The 18,408-nt window shown below is 68.9% G+C and carries 15 protein-coding genes; 7 read left to right on the plus strand and 8 right to left on the minus strand.

Translation table 11 applies throughout. The features are described from left to right. Positions 1-110: 110 nt before the first annotated feature. Complete coding sequence (locus tag ACWGE0_RS04325; protein WP_452259468.1) at positions 111-926, plus strand: alpha/beta fold hydrolase; 816 nt, start codon at positions 111-113, stop codon at positions 924-926. Here the strand turns inward: ACWGE0_RS04325 and araA are convergent. From araA to ACWGE0_RS04355, 6 genes are all read right to left on the minus strand, one after another. Beyond that, positions 896-2,404, minus strand: coding sequence for an L-arabinose isomerase (gene araA, locus ACWGE0_RS04330; RefSeq protein ID WP_452259469.1), 1,509 nt, complete (start codon positions 2,402-2,404; stop codon positions 896-898). The two genes, ACWGE0_RS04325 and araA, sit on opposite strands and share 31 nt — an antisense overlap. A gap of 17 nt (positions 2,405-2,421) precedes the next feature. Next, positions 2,422-3,075: an L-ribulose-5-phosphate 4-epimerase gene (locus ACWGE0_RS04335; protein WP_452259470.1), complete on the minus strand. Its 654-nt coding sequence runs from the start codon at positions 3,073-3,075 to the stop codon at positions 2,422-2,424. Next, positions 3,075-4,760: a ribulokinase gene (araB, locus tag ACWGE0_RS04340; protein WP_452259471.1), complete on the minus strand. Its 1,686-nt coding sequence runs from the start codon at positions 4,758-4,760 to the stop codon at positions 3,075-3,077. Before araB ends, ACWGE0_RS04335 begins: the two co-directional genes overlap by 1 nt. 784 nt (positions 4,761-5,544) lie before the next feature. After that, on the minus strand, positions 5,545-6,558 hold the full coding sequence (locus tag ACWGE0_RS04345; RefSeq protein WP_452259472.1) for a LacI family DNA-binding transcriptional regulator: 1,014 nt from the start codon (positions 6,556-6,558) through the stop codon (positions 5,545-5,547). 83 nt (positions 6,559-6,641) lie between these two features. Further along, complete coding sequence (locus ACWGE0_RS04350) at positions 6,642-8,075, minus strand: family 43 glycosylhydrolase (RefSeq protein WP_452259473.1); 1,434 nt, start codon at positions 8,073-8,075, stop codon at positions 6,642-6,644. Next, a complete protein-coding gene (locus ACWGE0_RS04355) occupies positions 8,072-10,549 on the minus strand; it encodes an alpha-L-arabinofuranosidase C-terminal domain-containing protein (protein ID WP_452259474.1) in 2,478 nt (825 codons plus the stop codon). Before ACWGE0_RS04355 ends, ACWGE0_RS04350 begins: the two co-directional genes overlap by 4 nt. Before the next feature lie 201 nt (positions 10,550-10,750). Between ACWGE0_RS04355 and ACWGE0_RS04360 the strand changes: the two genes are divergently transcribed. From ACWGE0_RS04360 to yjfF, 4 genes are all read left to right on the plus strand, one after another. Then, positions 10,751-11,719 (plus strand): ABC transporter substrate-binding protein, encoded by a 969-nt coding sequence (locus tag ACWGE0_RS04360; RefSeq protein WP_452259475.1) that lies wholly within the window; start codon positions 10,751-10,753, stop codon positions 11,717-11,719. A gap of 82 nt (positions 11,720-11,801) precedes the next feature. Further along, positions 11,802-13,331: a sugar ABC transporter ATP-binding protein gene (locus ACWGE0_RS04365; RefSeq protein ID WP_452259476.1), complete on the plus strand. Its 1,530-nt coding sequence runs from the start codon at positions 11,802-11,804 to the stop codon at positions 13,329-13,331. Next, positions 13,328-14,305, plus strand: coding sequence for an ABC transporter permease (locus tag ACWGE0_RS04370; protein ID WP_452259477.1), 978 nt, complete (start codon positions 13,328-13,330; stop codon positions 14,303-14,305). Before ACWGE0_RS04365 ends, ACWGE0_RS04370 begins: the two co-directional genes overlap by 4 nt. Further along, positions 14,302-15,291, plus strand: a complete 990-nt coding sequence (gene yjfF, locus ACWGE0_RS04375; RefSeq protein WP_452259478.1) for a galactofuranose ABC transporter, permease protein YjfF — start codon at positions 14,302-14,304, stop codon at positions 15,289-15,291. The genes ACWGE0_RS04370 and yjfF overlap by 4 nt, the downstream gene beginning before the upstream one ends. Positions 15,292-15,315: 24 nt before the next feature. Here the strand turns inward: yjfF and ACWGE0_RS04380 are convergent, their stop codons facing one another. Continuing rightward, entirely contained in the window at positions 15,316-15,765 is a 450-nt protein-coding gene (locus ACWGE0_RS04380) for a hypothetical protein (RefSeq protein WP_452259479.1), read from the minus strand. 275 nt (positions 15,766-16,040) lie between these two features. On the opposite strand from ACWGE0_RS04380, the gene ACWGE0_RS04385 reads away from it, so the two are divergent. Both ACWGE0_RS04385 and ACWGE0_RS04390 read left to right on the plus strand, forming a co-directional pair. Continuing rightward, positions 16,041-16,172, plus strand: coding sequence for a hypothetical protein (locus ACWGE0_RS04385; protein ID WP_452259480.1), 132 nt, complete (start codon positions 16,041-16,043; stop codon positions 16,170-16,172). 2 nt (positions 16,173-16,174) lie between these two features. Then, positions 16,175-17,299, plus strand: coding sequence for a glycosyltransferase (locus ACWGE0_RS04390; RefSeq protein WP_452259481.1), 1,125 nt, complete (start codon positions 16,175-16,177; stop codon positions 17,297-17,299). 65 nt (positions 17,300-17,364) lie between these two features. On the opposite strand, the gene ACWGE0_RS04395 is transcribed toward ACWGE0_RS04390, so the two are convergent. Further along, positions 17,365-18,408: an NAD(P)-dependent alcohol dehydrogenase gene (locus ACWGE0_RS04395; RefSeq protein ID WP_452259482.1), complete on the minus strand. Its 1,044-nt coding sequence runs from the start codon at positions 18,406-18,408 to the stop codon at positions 17,365-17,367.

Consider the following 18,408-nt stretch of genomic DNA (forward strand, 5'->3'; position numbering starts at 1 on the left):
GTTCAACTACTTGTGAGCGTTCACAGTCGATGGCATGCTGGCCGTCTCGTCACGCAGACCCGCACCTGCGCAGAATTCGGGGAATCACCATGCCATCGGGGCACAGAGTCGTGGACGAACAACTCCGCCTGAGAGTCCGGGGCGTCAATCTCAAGATCGCCGCGACGCACCGCGGCGGCACTGGCGAACCGATCGTCTTCATGCACGGTTTCGGAACCAGCAAGGAGGACTACACCGACATCACGCAGCGGCACGAGTTCGCCGGCCGCGCCTTTCTCGCCTACGACGCACCGGGCTGCGGTGCCACGGAGTGCGCCGATCTCGGGGCGATCGACGTGCCGTTCCTGGTCGACACGGCCAGAGCCGTGCTCGACCGGGCAGGTATCGGGCGATACCACCTGGTCGGGCACTCACTGGGTGGCTTGACCGCGCTGCTGCTCGCGCACCGCGAACCGGGCCGTGTGCTCAGCTTCGTGAACATCAAGGGCACGCTGGCACCCGAGGACTGCGCGCCGACCAGGCACGTGTTGTCGAACCAGGAACCGGGTGACGTGTTCACCCGGTTCCTCGACATCATCCGAAGTGGGCAGGGCTACTCGGGCGGCCTGTACGCCACCGGACTGCCGCACAAGGTCCGCCGCGGCGCCGTGCCGAGCATCTTCAGGTCCGTGGTGGAACTCGCCGACCACGGCGACCTGCTGCCGAAGTTCCTCTCGCTGCCCTTCCCGCGCATGTACCTCTACGGCGAGGAGTGCGCGTCACTGTCCTATCTGCCGCTGCTGGACGCGAACGGGGTCGAGCTCGCCGAGATCCCGCACAGCGGGCATCTCCCGATCTACTCGAACCCCGTCGCGACCTGGAAGCGGATCGCCGAGTTCTACGCGCGCACGGCCAGTCAGCGCATTCCCGCGGCGAGGCGGTGGTAGGCGGAGTTCCAGCGCAGCCGGTCGCCGAACTGGTCGGGGGTGGTCGACGAGTCGATCAGCACCAGTTCGGTGGCCGCCATGGTCGCGAAGTCCCGCAACGACTCCGAGCCGACCGCCTGGGTCAGCACGGTGTGGTGCGGGCCGCCCGCGGTGAGCCAGCACTCCGCGGACGTCGAGAGCGACGGCGCCGGCCGCCACACCGCCCGTGCGACGGGCAGGTTCGGCAGCGGCTCGTCCGGGCCGACCACCTCGACCTCGTTGGCCACCAACCGGAAGCGGTCGCCGAGATCGGCCAGGCCGATCACCACCGCGGGACCGGCCGCCGCGTCGAACACCAGCCGCACCGGGTCCTCCCGGTCGCCGATGCCGAGCGGGTGGATCTCGCACGACGGCAGGCCGTCCGCGATCGTCGGGCACACCTCGAGCATGTGCGCGCCCAGCACCTTCGGCTCACCCGGACCGAAGTGGTAGGTGTAGTCCTCCATGAACGAGGTGCCGCGACCGGTTCCCGCGCCCATGACCTTCACCGCGGCCAGCAACGCCGAGGTCTTCCAGTCGCCCTCGCCGCCGAAGCCGTAGCCGTCGGCCATCAGCCGCTGCACCGCGATTCCCGGCAGCTGCCGAAGTCCGCCCAGGTCCTGGAAGTTCGTGGTGAACGCACCGAACCCGCCGTCGTCCAAAAAGGACCGCAGACCGATCTCGATGCGGGCCGCGTACCGCAGCGACGAGTGCCGTTCTCCCCCGCGCGCGAGCTCGGGGGCGAGCCGGTACGCCTCGGCGTAGTCGGCCACGAGCAGGTCGATGTCCTCGTCCGGCACCGCGTCCACCACGGCCACGAGATCGTTGACACCGTAGGTGTTGACCGAGACGCCGAACCGCAGCTCGGCCTCGACCTTGTCGCCCTCGGTCACCGCGACGTCGCGCATGTTGTCGCCGAACCGCGCGAGCTTCAACGTCCGCAGGTGCCCCAGACCGGCGGCGGCACGGGCCCAGCCGTCGATCCGCCCGGCCAGCTCCGGGTCACTCGCGTGCCCGGCCACCGTCTTGCGCGCCACACCGATGCGCGTCTGGACGTAGGCGAACTCGCGGTCGCCGTGCGCGGCCTGGTTGAGGTTCATGAAGTCCATGTCGATCGTGGACCACGGCAGTGCCTCGTTGAGCTGCGTGTGCAGGTGCAGCAACGGTTTGCGCAGCAGATCGAGGCCGGTGATCCACATCTTCGCCGGCGAGAACGTGTGCATCCACGCGATCACGCCCACGCAGGACGGGTCGTTGTTGGCCGCCTGCATGGCCGCACGGATCGCGGAGGCGTCGGTGAGCACCGGCTTCCAGACGATCTCCGCGCTGATCCGGCCGGAGTCGCCGAGCATCCGCTGGATCTGCTGGGACTGCGCCGCCACCTGGTCGAGCGTCTCTGGGCCGTAGAGGTGCTGGCTACCGGTGAGGAACCAGATCTGCGGCTTGCCCGCGAACGACATGTGCTCTCCTCGTGGGCTCACTGCCCGTAGACGTTCTGGTAGCGCTCGTAAAGACGGTCGACGTGCTGCTGTTCGATCACTTCGGCCTTGCCCAGCTGGAGTGCGAAGTGGACGGTCCGCGCGACGTCCTCCAGCATCACCGCGGCCTTCACCGCGGACCGTGCCGTCGGGCCGATCGTGAACGGGCCGTGGTTGCGCATCAGGACCGCGCGGGACCTGCTGGCTTTCAGCGTCTCCACGATGCCCTGGCCGATCGAGTCGTCGCCGATCAACGCGAACGGGCCGACCGGGATGTCGCCGCCGAACTCGTCCGCGATCATCGTCAGCACGCACGGGATCGGCTCACCGCGTGCCGCCCACGCTGTGGCGTAAGGGGAATGCGTGTGCACGACACCGTTCACCTCGGGCATGTGGCGGTACACGTACGCGTGCGCCGCGGTGTCCGAGGAGGGCGCGAGCTCACCTTCGACGAGATTGCCGTGCAGATCAGTCACGACCATCGCGTCGGGCCCGAGCTCGTCGTAGGACACACCGGACGGTTTGATGACCATCAGGTCGTGACCGGGCACCCGCGCGGAAACGTTGCCCGCCGTCCAGATCACCAGCTCGTAGCGGGTCAGCTCGCGGTGCAGGTCGGCGACCGTCTGGCGCAGCTCTGCCGTGGCGGACATCAGTTCAGCTTCCCTTCCAGCGCCTCACGGCGGAACCTGCGCAACCGGCGCATGACATCGTTGCCACCGCGTCCAAAGTGGTCGTGCAGCTCCTGGTATTCGAGGAACAACGCCTCGTAGGCGTCGACGTTGTCCGGAATCGGCGTGAAGACGTGGCGCTGCACCGATCCCATCGCGGCGGCTGCTTCACGGATGTCCGCGAACGCACCCGCGGCGACCGCGGCGTGCATCGCCGAACCGAGCGCCGGACCCTGTGCGGACCCGATGACCGACAGCGGCAGATCCGTGACGTCGGAGTAGATCTGCATCAGCAGCTTGTTCTTGATCAGTCCGCCCGCGATCACCAGCTCGGTCACCGGGACACCGGCGTCGGTGAACGCGTCGACGATCACCCGCGTGCCGAACGCGGTGGCCTCCAGCAGCGCGCGGTAGACGTCCTCCGCTTTGGTGGCCAGCGTTTGCCCGAGGACCACACCGGACAGTTCGTGGTCGACGAGCACGGACCTGTTGCCGCTGTGCCAGTCGAGCGCGATCAGCCCGTGCTCCCCCACCGCCTGTTCGTTCGCGAGCTCGGTGAGCAGCTCGTGCACGGTGATCCCGCGTTCGCTCGCCTGCTCGTGATAGGCGGGCGGCACCTGGTTCTTCACGAACCATCCGAAGATGTCGCCGACACCGCTCTGCCCGGCTTCGTAACCCCAGAAGCCCGGCACGATCCCGCCGTCGACGACGCCGCACATGCCCGGCACCTCGCGCAGCACCTCGCCGCTCATGACGTGACAGGTGGAGGTACCCATGATCGCGACCATCTGCCCCGGCTCCACGGCCTGCGCGGCCGGCGCGGTGACGTGCGCGTCGACGTTGCCGACGCTCACCGCGATCCCCTGCGGCAGACCGGTCCAGGCCGCGGCCTCGGCGGTCAGGCTGCCGGCCTTGTCGCCGAGAGCGGACAACGGGTGGTCGAGCTTGTCCGCGACGAACTTCGCGAACGCCGGGTTGAGCGCGGCGAGGAAGTCCTCGCTCGGATATTCGCCGTCCTGCAGGATTCCCTTGTAACCGGCGGTGCAGGCGTTGCGGGTGTACTCACCGGTGAGCTGCCAGACGATCCAGTCGGCGGCCTCGACCCAGCGGGCCATCGCCTCGTAGACCTCGGGCGCTTCCTCGAGGACCTGCAGGCCCTTGGCGAACTCCCACTCGGAGGAGATCAGCCCGCCGTACCGCGGCAGCCACGATTCCTTCCGTTGCGCCGCAAGCTCGTTGATGCGATCAGCCTGCGGCTGGGCAGCGTGGTGGCGCCAAAGTTTGATGTAGGCGTGCGGGTTGTCCGCGAACTCCGGCAGCTCGCACAACGGCGTCCCGTCCGCGGTCACCGGCACCATCGTGCAGGCGGTGAAGTCGGTGCCGATCCCGATGACCAGCTCCGGCGCGACCCCGGCCGCCTCGACGGCCTGCGGGACGGCGGTCCGCAGGACGTCGACGTAGTCGGACGGCACCTGCAACGCCCACTCGGGCGGCAGCGCCTTGCCCGACCCGGGCAAAGCGCGGTCCACCACACCATGGCCGTAGTCGTGCACAGCGGTGCCGAGCTCGGCGCCGTCGCGGACGCGGACCACCACCGCGCGCCCGGACAACGTACCGAAGTCGACGCCCACCACACAGGCGTCGGGATGGATCGTCTCGTCAGTCACGAGATGAGTGTTATCGCTAACATTCCGCGCGTCAAGATGCGGGCCGAACGTCGCGAAACCCGTGATGAACCACCGGATGCGCAGGAGAGTGAACGCACGACAAAGCCCCCGGTCAGCTGATCCCGCCCCCTACCCGGCCGAACGGCGTCAGGACGGCCACCACCCCCGCACTGAAGTGCCATGACCGGCATATCGCCGCTCGGGCTCACGGCGTCACGCACCGCCGACCCGCCTCTGCCGATGCGCCGCCCCTCCGCGCGCGAGTGGTGGGACCGGCACAGCGCCTTCCGGAACATCGCCACGCGGCGCGGCGGCCCTGACACCTCACGCACCGCCGCTAGGAGCTGCGGTGTCACACGCCGCCGACCGGTGTACCGCGATGCGCCGCGACCCGTCCTGTGAGCGGCAGGACCGTGCCGGCCGGAATTTCGCCACGCGGCACGGTGGTCCCGGCACCTCACGCATCGCCGCCGACCCGCAGGGCCTGGCCTGCGCCGTCACACCCGTCGGCCAGGCTCTGCGGTCTGCTCAGCGGTTCCGTGTGCTCTCGCCTCACCGGCACTCCACCCGTCGCCGTACCCACCGACACCACGCTCCAGCCCACGATGCCCAGCCCCGTTCATCACCGCCGACCGCACGCAGCTGGTGGCCCAGCGACCTGGCACGCGCCATCGCCCGGCCACCGGCCCGCGCATCACCGCCAACGGCCCCGCGGCCGACGCCCGCAGCTGACCGCCCAGTGGCCCGGCACGCGCCGTCGCCCGCACGCCGGACAGCCCCTCGGTCAGGACGGGAACGCCACGCTCTCCCGCCGCACCAGCACCGGCGCGATGGTCCGCCTCGACGTCGTGGACTCGCCCGCGGTGACCTGCTCGAGCAGCAGCCCGAGCGTCTCCCGTGCCACCGCCGCGAAGTCCGGGCGGACGGTGGTGAGCGGCGGGATGAAGTAGGCCGCCTCCGGGACGTCGTCGAACCCGACCACGCTGACGTCGTGCGGCACCCGGCGGCCGCGTTCGTGCATGGCGCGCAGCACGCCCAGGGCGAGGTGGTCGTTGGACGCGAACACGGCGGTGACCTCGGGCATCCTGGCCAGCATCTGGCCCGCCTTGTAGCCGGTGGCGGCGCTCCAGTCGGCCGCCACCACGGGCGGGATCTCGGCGTTCACCGCGTCCAGGGCTCGCTTCCAGCCCTGGATCCGGCCGGCCGCGTCGAACCAGTCCTGCGGGCCCGACACGTGCCAGACGGTCTGGTGGCCCGTCTCCAGCAGGTGGGTGGTGGCCTCGAACGCGCCGGCCGCCTGGTCGACCGTGACCAGTGCGGTCGTGCGTTCCGGGTCACCGTCCACAGTCACCAGCGGCAGACCGGCGGGGACGTCGGCGAGCGCGTCGGCGGCGGAGGCGTTCGGGGCGATCACCACCAGGCCGGCCACGCGCTGGTCGCGGTGGCGTTCCACGGCGCCCGCTATCGACTCGCGGTCCAGGACCTTGACCCGGCCGATGCTCACCGCGAACCCGGCCTCGCCCGCCGCCTCCTCGAAGGCGGAGAGCAGAGAGGCCGGGCCGTAGAGCGTCGAGTTCTGCGCCACCACGCCGATCAGCTGCGTCTTGCCGGTGACCAGCGCGCGCGCCGCGCGGTTGGGGCGGTAGCCCAGTTCCTTGATGGCGGCACGCACGCGCAGACGGGTCTGCTCACGGACGTTCGGGTGGTCGTTGAGGACGCGCGAAACCGTCTGGTGGGACACCCCGGCGAGGCGGGCGACATCGGTCATCGCGGGATCGCGCTGGGTCTTCTGGTCCACGGACGGGCTCCGATCCTTGGTCTAGACCGATGATGTTAGCGATCACACGTCTCGGCCTCGTTGCAGCGCACCCATTGTGACGTCTATCCGAGCCGGAACGTCGCACGTCGGCGCGCGTCGCGGTCGTTGCCTGGGCTGGCGACCACCAGTCTGCCCCGATCGTGAATGAGATAAGAACTTGCTCCAACATTCAACGAAATCGCCTTGCTGTCAGCGAGTCCTGGCACGCGAACGAAACTCGCCGCACGACCGTAGGCATCTGCGTCCTCGAAGGGGTCGATGCGGATGGCATCCCCGTCCACCCGCACGTACCGGTCGGGGAAGTTCACCGACTGCAGCGCCACCGTGCCGGAGCCGAGAAACCCCGGTACGAAACGGAACTGCGAGTCGGCCAGCTCGCGGACGTTGCCGTCGACCCGCATCCGGTACTCGTAGTGCCGCACGAACAGACCGTCCAACGTGGCCAGCCGCACGATCGGCCCACCCTTGCCGACCGGCACGCCGAAACTCGGTGTGCCGTCGTCGTTCCAGTGCAACTGCTGCACGCGCGTGTGACGATTCGGGTCGAACAGCGGATCTCCGCTGATGTCGCGGTAGTCGCGTGCGTGATAGACGAGCACGTCAGCAGAACCGACCGTGGTGAACGAGTTGTGCCCCGGCCCGTACTGCGACGTCGGCACGTGAGTGGCGAAAATCGGGTTCGGCGACTTGGTCCACGACCGGGCGTCGAGCAGGTTCGCGTTCTCGTCGGCGGTCAGCAAACCCATGCAGTAACGGGCGTCGGTGGCGCTCGCGGAGAACGTGACGAACACCCGGCCGTTGCGGATCAGCACCGCCGGCCCCTCGTTCACCCGGAAACCCTGCACCTCCCACGACAGCGTGGGCGTCGCGATCCGGACCGGCGTCGTCTTCAACGCGAGCGGCGAGGCCATCTCGGCGATGTAGAGGTTGGTGCCGGAACCGACCGCGGGATCGTTCTGCGCCCACATGAAGTAGCGCTTCCCGCGATGCGCGAACGTCGTCGCGTCCAGCGTGAAGGTGTCCAGATGCGTGACCACCTGACCACGCAACACCCAGCCGTCGGCCCGCGGATCAGCGTTCGAGGACTCCAGCACGTAGGTGCGGATCCGGAACGGTTCGTCCTTGTCCCCGGCGGCGAAGTAGATGTACCACTTGCCGTCGATGCGGTGCAGCTCGGGCGCCCAGATGTAGCCACCCATCTTGCCCGCAGCGGGACGGCGCCAGATCGTCCGTTCCCGCGCGGAGGTCAGACCGTCCAAGGTGGACGCGCCGCGCACGACGATCCGGTCGTACTCCGGCACGGACCCGGTCAGGTAGTACATGCCGTCGGTCGGCGGCGTGATGAACGGGTCGGCGCGCTGCTCGACGAGCGGGCTGCGGGTCGGCAGTTCGGCGGGAGGTTCCGCCGCGGCGACGACCGGAGCAGCGGCGGTGAGCGTGCCGGCCACGGCCAGCGCGCCGCCCGTGCCCAGCAGCAGGGTTCTGCGGTCGATCACTTGCGGCTCCTGTCCTTGACGCGGAAGACCGTGATGGAGTTCGGCGGGAACGTGTGGCTGAACGACGTGCGCACGCTGACCTGGGTGGTGCGCGGCTTGATCGGCTGGGCGAACTCGGTGTTCACGTCGTCGGGACGTCCCTGCAGAACGGTGACCCGCGCGGTCGACGCCACCGGCATGCCGAGGTCGATGTTGGTGCGGGCGGCGTTGTCCTGGGCGTTGACGACCTTCACGATCAGTTCGCCGGTCGCGTTGTCGCGGGTCACGACCTGTCGAAACGGTTCAACGCGCGAGTCGTCGGTGAACTCGCCCCACTTCTGGCCGTCGAGGAACAGCGCGACCTGACGCCCGCGCACCTCGACCCGCACGTCGTAGGTGCGGCCCGTTTCGATGCTGGTGCCGTTGCTCATCAGCGTGCTCTTGCCACCCGCCACGGCCTTCTCCACGGCGGACTGGGTGTTGTTCCAGCCGCCGAGGTTCCACCAGTAGTAGTTGCCGGTGTCCTGCACGCCGAACGCGACGAGGAAACCTTCGCGCCCGGACTGCTTGGTGGCCTTGAGGTTCAGCGTGTAGTCGCGCCAGTCCCGCGAGCCGGCCGTGACGAGGGTGTTCTCGGCGGCGGCGTCGGACTGGACGTAGGCGCCGTTCACGACGTTCCAGGCGCCCGGCCCGGTCTTGGTCCACTGCGCGTCGGTGCCGGAGAAGTCGTCGCTGAACAGCTGCTGACCGGCCGCGCTGGTGACGCGCACGTCGTCGTACGACGCCGCGGTCGCCCAGGTCGACAGGCCGATCGCGCCCGTGATCGGACCCTGCGTCGACGGCGTGGCCGACGCGGTGCTCGGCACGACCTGGTCGCCGACGTTGTTCATGAACAGCTTCTGCGTCTCGTAGCTCGCCGAGCCCCACGACGCGTGGTTGTTGAACCAGATCATGTCCGGCTTCCACTGCACATAGTCCTCGTTGGCCAGCAACGGCGCGTAGGAGGCGAGCTTCACGACGTCGGCGTTGCGTTCGAGGCCGGTCATGTACGCGGCTTCAGCGAGCGCGTTGAAGTACTTGTTGTCCAGAGACGCGTACTCGCCGAGGAACACCTTCGGGCCGTTGCGGTCGTAGGAGTCGTAACGGTTGTTGTTCTCCAGGAACCAGCTCGGGCTGTTGTAGTAGTGCTCGTCGACCATCTTCACGCCGGCCTGCCTGTTCAGCTGCCACAACCGGTCGAACGTGCCGCCGGTGTCGTCGGGGCCGGAGTTGCTGACCACGGCGACGTCCGGGTACTTCGCGTTGATCGCCTTGCGGAACTCGGTGAAGCGGGCGAAGAACTCGTCCGGCAGGTTCTCCTCGTTGCCGACGCCGAGGTGGGTCAGCTTGAACGGCTTCGGGTGCCCCATCTCGGCGCGCTTGCGGCCCCAGGTGGAGTCGGCGGGCCCGTTGGCGAACTCGATCAGGTCGAGGGTGTCCTGGATGTGCCGCTGCAGCAACGCGGGGTCGTCGGTGGCGCGGTTCTGGCCGCAGCCGGTGACCAGCGCGGGCACGACCGGCAGCGGCATGGCGCCGACGTCCTCGCTGAACTGGAAGTACTCGTAGTAGCCGAGGCCGTAGGACTGGTTGTAGCCCCAGAAGTTCGAGTTCGTGGCGCGCTGCTCGACCGGCCCGATGGTGTCCTTCCACTGGTACGACCGGCGGCGCTCGTAGTTCGGCGCGTCGTAGCCGTAGTGGCTGCCGGTGTTGACCAGGCAGCCGCCCGGGAACCGGACGAAGCCGGGCTTCAGGGCTGCGATCTTCTCGGCGAGGTCGCGGCGCAGGCCGTGGCCCTTGAAGGTGTCCTGCGGCAGCAGCGAGATCATGTCGAGGCGCAGGGTTCCGGTGCCGCCGCCGGTGACCAGCAGCCGGCCGGTCGTCGTGGTCTTCCTCGCGCGGACGGTGCCGGTGTAGCGGGTCCAGCCGTCGCCCCTGACCTGGACCTTCACCGGGTCGCCGAGCGGGTTGCCCGCCGGGTCGGTGATCGCCGCGGTGAGGGGGACGCTGCCCTGGTCGGTGCGCGCCCAGACGGAGAAGTCGTAGCGCTGACCCTCCTGGACGGCGATGCCGGAGTTGTAGCCGGAGTTGATCACGCCCGCGGGCAGGCCGAGCTTCAGGTAACGGCGGTTGCGCTCGTTCATCCGGCCGTTGTCGTCGGCCACGTCGAGAATTCCGCTGTGCGGTGCCCAGGAGGTCATGCCGTTGTACGAGGCGTTGTCGGCCTTGTCGTACTCGAACGAGCGGTTCTGCACGAGTTCGGCGTACAGGCCACCGTCAGCGGCCCGGTTGATGTCCTCGAAGAAGACGCCGTACATCGTGTCGTCGATCGACGCGCCCTTCTTCGTGGCGTCGACCTTGAGCGTGTAATCGGTCTCGGCCGCCGCCCCCGAACCGGGGACGGCGGCGAGCAGGGAGGCCGCGAGTGCCGCGGACAGCAGAACGTGCCTGGGGGACATGCGGGTGAGCTCCCGGCGTTCGTGGGTTCGCTGCGAAAGTTAGCGCTAACATACGATTGCCAGCAGATCAGGTCAACGCTCACAAGTCGTTATGGTTGAAGGCTTGACGGGACTGTTGTGAGCGTTCACTCTTGTCCACCTGACAGCCGCGGCACTCGCGGCCGGGCTCCGCGACACCGTAGTCACCTCGGAGGAATCCCTGTGCTGAAGAAGATCACGACAGCCGCCAGCGTGATCGCGCTGTTCGCGCTGACAGCTTGTGGCTCTGGCTCTGGCGGTGGCACCACCGCCTCGTCCGGCGACACCATCACGATGGGCTTCGCCCAGGTGGGCGCCGAGAGCGGCTGGCGCACCGCCAACACCAAGTCGATCCAGGACGAGGCCAAGGCCGCCGGGATCGACCTGAAGTTCTCCGACGCTCAGCAGAAGCAGGAGAACCAGATCAAGGCGATCCGCTCGTACATCCAGCAGAAGGTCAGCGTGATCGCGTTCAGCCCGGTCGTCGAGACCGGCTGGGACACCGTGCTGCTGGAAGCCAAGCGCGCCAACATCCCGGTGATCCTCACCGACCGCTCGATCGATTCCGACGACACGTCGCTGTACAAGACGTTCCTCGGCTCGGACTTCGTCGAGGAGGGCCGCAAGGCCGGCGACTGGATGGTCGCCAACGCGACCGGCCCGACGAACGTCGTGGAGCTGCAGGGCACCACCGGCGCCGCGCCCGCGATCGACCGCAAGAAGGGCTTCGAGGAGAAGATCGCCGCCAAGCCCGACATCAAGGTCGTCGCCTCGCAGACCGGTGACTTCACCAGGTCCGGCGGCAAGCAGGTCATGGAGGCGTTCCTCAAGTCCCAGCCGAAGATCGACGTCGTCTACGCGCACAACGACGACATGGGCCTGGGCGCGATCGAGGCCATCAAGGCCGCCGGCAAGGTGCCCGGCAAGGACATCAAGATCATCACCGTCGACGCGGTGAAGGACGGCATGACCGCGCTGTCCAACGGCGAGATCAACTTCATCGTCGAGTGCAACCCGCTGCTGGGCAAGCAGCTGATGGAGCTCGCGAAGAAGGTCGTCAAGGGCGAGGAGGTGCCGGCGCGGGTCGTGACCGTGGAGGGCACGTTCACGCCGGAGCAGGCCAAGGCCGCGCTCCCCCAGCGCCAGTACTGATCTCTCCCCACAGACTGCGGGGCCTGGCACCGACTGCGCATCCGGTGCCGGGCCCCGCACTCCAGCGACGAAGGCTCCCGCCATGACCGAGTCACCGCCGCCGTTCGTCGAAATGCGGGGCATCAGCCTCGCGTTTCCCGGCGTGAAGGCGTTGCAGGACGTCGACTTCCGGCTGTTCCCGGGCGAAGTGCACGCTCTGATGGGCGAGAACGGCGCCGGCAAGTCCACCCTGATCAAGACGCTGACGGGCGTGCACGCCCCGGACAGCGGCTCAGTGCTGCTGGCGGGTGACGCCGTCGCGTTCTCCTCTCCCGGACAGGCTCAGCAGGCCGGGATCAGCACGGTGTACCAGGAGGTCAACCTCTGCGCGAACCTCACGGTGGCGGAGAACATCCTGCTGGGCCGCGAACCCCGGCGGTTCGGCGGCATCGACTTCCCGGCGATGCGCGCGCGGGCGGCCGAGGTGCTGGCCCGCATCGGCGTGCACATCGATCCCGGGTCTGTGCTCAGCACGCACCCCATTGCGGTGCAACAACTTGTCGCCATCGCGCGGGCCATCGCCGTTGACTGCCGGGTGCTCGTGCTCGACGAACCCACGTCCAGTCTGGACGCGGGCGAGGTCGCCGAGCTGTTCCGGATCATGCGGGTGCTGCGCGACGAGGGCGTCGCGATCCTGTTCGTATCGCATTTCCTGGACCAGGTCTACGAGATCTCCGACCGGATGACCGTGCTGCGCAACGGAGCCCTGGTCGGCGAGCACCTCACCAAGGAACTGGACCGGCGTGCGCTGATCTCCGCCATGATCGGCCGCGAGCTGGGCGTGCTGGAGGCGATCGAGGACGCGAGCGAGCGCCGGAACGCTTCCGGCCCGGTGCTCGTTCACGCGGAAGGGCTCGGCCGGCGCGGTGCGATCGCGCCGTTCGACCTGGAGATCCGCGCGGGCGAGGTGGTCGGGCTGGCCGGACTGCTCGGGTCCGGCCGCACGGAGATGGCCCGGCTGCTGTTCGGTGCCGACAAGGCCGACACCGGCCGGTTGCTGGTCGACGGCGTGCCGCTGCACCTGCGCGGGCCGCGGTCGGCGATCGGGGCCGGGATCGCGTTCTGCTCGGAGGACCGCAAGGGCGAAGGACTCGTCGCGGACCTCTCGATCCGCGACAACCTGGTGCTGGCGATGCAGGCCGCACGCGGGTGGAGCCGCCCGGTGTCGCGCCGGCTCAAGGACAGCCTCGTCGAGAAGTACCTGACGGCGCTGGACATCCGGCCCGCCAACCCGGACGCGCTGGTGCGCACGCTCTCCGGCGGCAACCAGCAGAAGGTGTTGCTGGCCCGCTGGCTGGTGACCGAACCACGACTGCTGATCCTGGACGAACCGACGCGCGGCATCGACATCGGCGCGAAGGCCCAGATCCAGCAGCTCGTCACGACCCTGGCCGCGGAAGGGACAGCGGTGCTGTTCATCTCGGCGGAACTGGAGGAGGTCGTGCGCATCGCCGACCGGATCGTCGTGCTGCGCGACCGGCACAAGATCGCCGAACTGGACGGTGGCGCGAGCATCGACGAGGTCGTCGAACTCATCGCGGGCGACCCGGTTCCGGAGAGGACGGCGTCATGAAGCGCCTGCTCTGGCCGCTGATCGCGCTCGTCGCGCTGCTGCTGCTCAACCTCGTGGTCACGCCGTCGTTCTTCTCGCTGCGCATCCAGGACGGTCACCTCTACGGCGGCCTGGTCGACGTGCTCAAGAACGGCGCGCCGACCCTCCTGATCGCGCTGGGCATGACGCTGGTGATCGCCACCCGCGGCATCGACCTGTCCGTCGGCGCCGTCGCGGCGATCGCGGGCGCGGTCACGTGTGTCCACATCGGAACGTCCGGTGACGCGGGCACGGCGCTCGCAGGCATGGCGATCGCGTTGGTGCTGTGCGTGTTGCTGGGACTGTGGAACGGTTTCCTCGTCGCCGGACTCGGCATCCAGCCCATCATCGCCACCCTGGTGCTGATGACCGCGGGCCGCGGCATCGCGATGCTGGTGACCGAGGGCCAGATCATCACCGTCAACAACGACGCGTTCCGGCAGGTCGGCGCCGGGTTCGTCGGACTCCCGATCTCCATCCTGATCAGCCTCGCGGTCCTCGGCCTGGTTGCTCTCACCACGCGCAAGACCGCGCTGGGCATGCTCATCGAAGCCGTGGGCGTGAACCCCGAGGCGTCGAGGCTGGCCGGCGTGCGGTCACGGACGATCATCTGGACCGTGTACGTGTTCGCGGCGGTGTGCGCTGGCATCGCGGGCCTGATGATCGCCTCGAACGTCAACGCCGCCGACGCCAACAACGCCGGGCTGTGGATCGAGATGGACGCGATCCTGGCGGTCGTCATCGGCGGCACGTCCCTCGCGGGCGGCCGCTACTCCCTCACCGGCACGCTCCTGGGCGCGTTGATCATCCAGACCCTCACCACGACCGTCTACACCATCGGCGTGGCGCCCGAGATCACGCTGGTGTTCAAGGCGGTCGTCGTCATCGCCGTGTGCCTGGTCCAGGCACCCAAGGCCCGCGCAATGCTCAGCTTCCGGAAGGTGGCCGTGTCATGACCGCTCTCACCGAACGGATTCCGGCGCGGTTCCTCCCCGTCCTCGCGACCGTGGTGTTGTTCGTGCTCACCTTCGGCGCCGGCTCGGCGAGCTACGACGGCTTCGCGTCCGGGCAGGTGATCGCGAACCTGTTCATCGACAACGCGTTCCTGATCGTGCTCGCGGCGGGCATGACGTTCGTGATCCTCAGCGGCGGCATCGACCTGTCCGTCGGCTCGGTCGTGGCACTGTCCACAATGGTCACCGCGGCGGGCCTCAAGGCGGGCTGGCCGGTCCCGCTCGTGGTCGTCGCCGTGCTGGTCATCGGCTCCACGCTGGGCCTGCTGATGGGGCTGGTGATCCACAAGTTCGACATCCAGCCGTTCATCGTCACCCTCGCCGGCATGTTCCTCGCCCGCGGCCTGTGCTTCCTGATCAGCGTGGAATCGGTGTCCATCAAGGATCCCACGTTCCGCGCGGTCGCCACCGCCGTCATCGAACTGCCCGGCGGCGTCACGATCACCTACAACGTCGTGATCGCACTCCTGGTCGTGCTCGCCGCGCTCTACGTCCTGCACCGCACCAGGTTCGGCCGGTCCGTCTACGCGGTGGGCGGCAACGAGCAGTCGGCGTTGCTCATGGGCCTCAAGACCGCGCGCACCAAGGTCGGCGTCTACGTGATCAGCGGCTTCTGCTCGGCACTCGCCGGCCTGCTGTTCAGCCTCTACATGCTGTCCGGCTACGGCCTGCACGCCGTCGGCATGGAACTGGACGCGATCGCGGCCGTCGTCATCGGCGGCACCCTGCTCGCGGGCGGCGTCGGCTACGTCCTCGGCTCGCTCGCCGGCGTGCTGGTGCTCGGCACGATCCAGACGCTGATCTCGTTCCAGGGCACGCTCAGCTCGTGGTGGACCAAGATCGTGATCGGCGCGCTGCTGCTCGTCTTCATCGCGGTGCAGCGGGGAATGGCCCGCGGCCCACGACGGCGGGCGATACTCGCGTCCTGATTCCTCGCGTCGGTTCTGGCCGGTTCAGTTCGCCGGCCAGAACCGCACCAGGAACTTCTCCACACCGCGCGCAACGCCTCCCTGCGCGTCGACCGCCCGCCCACCACTGCGGTAGCCGCGCGCCCGCACCTCGCCGCGAAACCCCAGCGCCACAGGCCCCGCGGTCGCCCGGCCCGCGCCGAGCTCCCACATCTCGACCTGCCCCTCGTCCAGCCACAGTGCGACGTCCTGTGCCTCGCCCCACTCGTCCGCGGGCGGCGGTTCCGCGGTCCAAGCCTCGACCCGGACCAATGCGTGGTGGTAGCTGTGCGCCTCACTGAGCAACGCCAGGCGGTTCGTCATGGCGAGCAGCCAGCGACCTGGCCGGGAGAAGTCGAGCGCGTCGATCGGCTCTTCGACGGAGATGTCCTCGATGTAGCAGTGCCGGTTCCCCATCCCGACCTGAGCTTCCACAGCTACCAGCCTGTTCGTCACGTGCCCAACCTAGCCAGGTTCCCCGTATCGGTGTTCGTCTTGATCGTTCGATCCGCACGGTCACCGGTTCGGTCGTGCGAAGGAGCCCGCGACCGCGCTAGGCTCATCAGATCCGCGGTCCTCACGCGTCGAGCAGTGGCGCCGGCCCGATGCGACTCATGATGGACGGGGCACACCGGACATCGCACGATCATCCGGTTCAGTCAGGAGCCGGCGGGAACGCTCCCGCCGTGCGGCTCGTCCCGGAGTCCTCGTCTGACGACGAGGAGATGACCATGGCGACGCCAACACGGGTGGAACTGCTGCTACCCGCTGTGCTGGACGACCCGCGCACACCGACGCACACCGACCCGTTCGGCCCTGACCACCCCGCGTCGGCGGTGGACGGTCGTCGGGGAGGCGTGTGAGCGTGCGAATCGCATTGGTGAGCAGCCACACCGACAAGGTGATCTACGAGACCAGTACCGCCAAGTGCGCGCGAGCGCTGGCGCGCCACGGACACGAAGTCGTCGTCTACGCCCGCAGGAACGCGGCGCATCTCGAGGAACGCCAACGCGCCCAGGACGGTTACCAGGTCGTGCACGTGCCTCTCGGACCCGCCCGCCCGATCTCCGCGGACGCAGCGTGGTCCTATACCGACGACTTCGCCCGATTCCTTCGCCGCGAGTGGAACGAGACGAAGCCTGACGTCGCCCACTCGCACGGGTCGATGGCGGGCCTCGCCACGTTGCTGGCCGCACGGGACCACGCCGTGCCGGTGGTGCACACCCACCACGAGCCGGCCCCCGAGCACGAGCGGATCACACGGCTGATCTGCCGGCACGCCGCTCACGTCGTGGCGACCAGCAGCGATCAGGTGCGCGGCCTGTGCCTGGCGGGCGTGCCGCGCTCCCGGATCTCGGTGGCATCGCCCGGCGTGGACCTCGACGACCAGGACGTGACCGATGCCGCCATACGCCCCACCGGACGCGTGAACGTGCTCGGTCTGGGTGGTCTGCTGACAGGTCACGGCTTCGACACCGTCGTCGCGGCGCTGGCCGACGTGCGCGACGCCGCTCTGGTCATCGCCGCACCGGTCGAGATGCTCGATCGCAACACCGACCAGGAGGCGAGACGACTGCGGCAGCTGGCCGTGCGGCTCGGTGTCCAGGACCGGGTGTCGGTACTCGGAACCGCGAACAGGGCAGACGTGATCACGCTGCTGCGCTCGGCCGACCTCGTGGTCACCGCGCCGCGGCAGGACCCGTCCGGAACCGTCGCGCTGGAAGCGATGGCACGCGGCCTGCCGGTCGTCGCGTCGGCGGTGGGAGCGCTCGCGGACGTGGTCGTCGACAAGGTCACCGGTCGGCTCGTGCCGCCAGGCGACACGCACGCCCTCATGGTCGCCCTGCGCGAGCTCGTCGCGGACTCGACCAGACGGGAAGCCTTCGGTCTCGCGGCCGCCGACCGGGTGCGGGCGCGGTACAGCTGGGATCGTGTCGTGCAGGAGGCGATTCGCGTCTACCAGCGTGCCGCCGATCTCGTCCGCACGTGACATGGCACGAGCGACCTGGAGCCGTCCACCGGTTGTCACCCCTGTGCCGCGGCTGAGCACGACACTCAGCCCAGGTCGGACATGTCGAGCACGAACCGGTACCGGACGTCGTTGCGGCCCAGGCGGTCGAGGGCCTCGTTCACCTGAGCCGACGCGAGCAGCTCGATCTCGGCGGCGATGTCGTTGTCAGCGCAGAACCTCAGCATCGCCGCTGTCGCCGGACGCCCGCCGCTGCCCGCCGAGCTGAGCTTCTTGCGGCCCACGAGCAGGTCCAGGGTCTCCACGGTGACCGGTCCGAGGTGGCCGAGCTGGCTGAGGGTGCCGTCCACGGCGACGAGTCGCAGATACGGTCCCAGGTCGTGCGGCGAGGAGATGGTGTCGATCACGACGTCGAACCCGTCCCGGGCGGCGGCCATCTGTTCATGGTCCGTGGACACGACGAGAGCCTGGGCGCCGAGACGGCGTGCGTCGTCGGCCTTGCCGGGCGAACGGCTGATGACCGACGTCGTGGCGCCGAGGGCAACGGCCATCTTGACCGCCAGGTGACCCAGGCCGCCCAGTCCTGCCACGGCGACACGGCTGCCGGGCCCCACTCCGAGAGCCTGCATGGGTTCCCAGACGGTGACGCCGGCGCAGAGCAGTGGAGCGGCGGCGGCCGGGTCGAGACCGGAGGGGAGGTGGTAGGCGAACCGGTCGCGGACCACGTGCTCGCGCGAGAATCCGCCCAGCGTGGTCGATCCGTCGTGCCGGTCGACGCCGCCGTAGGTCAGGGTGGGGAACTCGTGGCAGAAGTTCTCCTGCCCGGCCCGGCACATCGGGCACTCGCCGCACGAGTCGACGATGTTGCCCACCGCGACGGGGTCGCCGACGCTGAACCGGGTCACCGCCTGCCCGATCTCGGTCACCACACCGGTGAACTCGTGCCCTGGCACCAGCAGCCTGCCCTCGTCGCCGGCCTGGCCGCTGATGGAGTGCAGGTCGGTGTGGCAGACACCGCAGTAGTCCACCCGGATCGCGAGGTCGTCCGGCCTCAGGTCGCGCCGTTCCAGGGTCGTCCGCCGCAACGTCGTCGAGGGGCTTTCCACCTGCCAGCCAACGGTCTTCCTCAT

The organism is Lentzea sp. NPDC054927 (assembly GCF_053610285.1).

Coding starts and splice junctions, on each gene's coding strand:
- araA (WP_452259469.1), bottom strand. CDS start 2,404: ATGTCGTTCGCGGGCAAGCCGCAGATCTGGTTCCTCACCGGTAGCCAG.
- ACWGE0_RS04335 (WP_452259470.1), bottom strand. CDS start 3,075: ATGTCCGCCACGGCAGAGCTGCGCCAGACGGTCGCCGACCTGCACCGC.
- ACWGE0_RS04355 (WP_452259474.1), bottom strand. CDS start 10,549: ATGTCCCCCAGGCACGTTCTGCTGTCCGCGGCACTCGCGGCCTCCCTG.
- ACWGE0_RS04365 (WP_452259476.1), top strand. CDS start 11,802: ATGACCGAGTCACCGCCGCCGTTCGTCGAAATGCGGGGCATCAGCCTC.
- ACWGE0_RS04370 (WP_452259477.1), top strand. CDS start 13,328: ATGAAGCGCCTGCTCTGGCCGCTGATCGCGCTCGTCGCGCTGCTGCTG.
- yjfF (WP_452259478.1), top strand. CDS start 14,302: ATGACCGCTCTCACCGAACGGATTCCGGCGCGGTTCCTCCCCGTCCTC.
- ACWGE0_RS04385 (WP_452259480.1), top strand. CDS start 16,041: ATGGCGACGCCAACACGGGTGGAACTGCTGCTACCCGCTGTGCTGGAC.
- ACWGE0_RS04395 (WP_452259482.1), bottom strand. CDS start 18,408: ATGAGGAAGACCGTTGGCTGGCAGGTGGAAAGCCCCTCGACGACGTTG.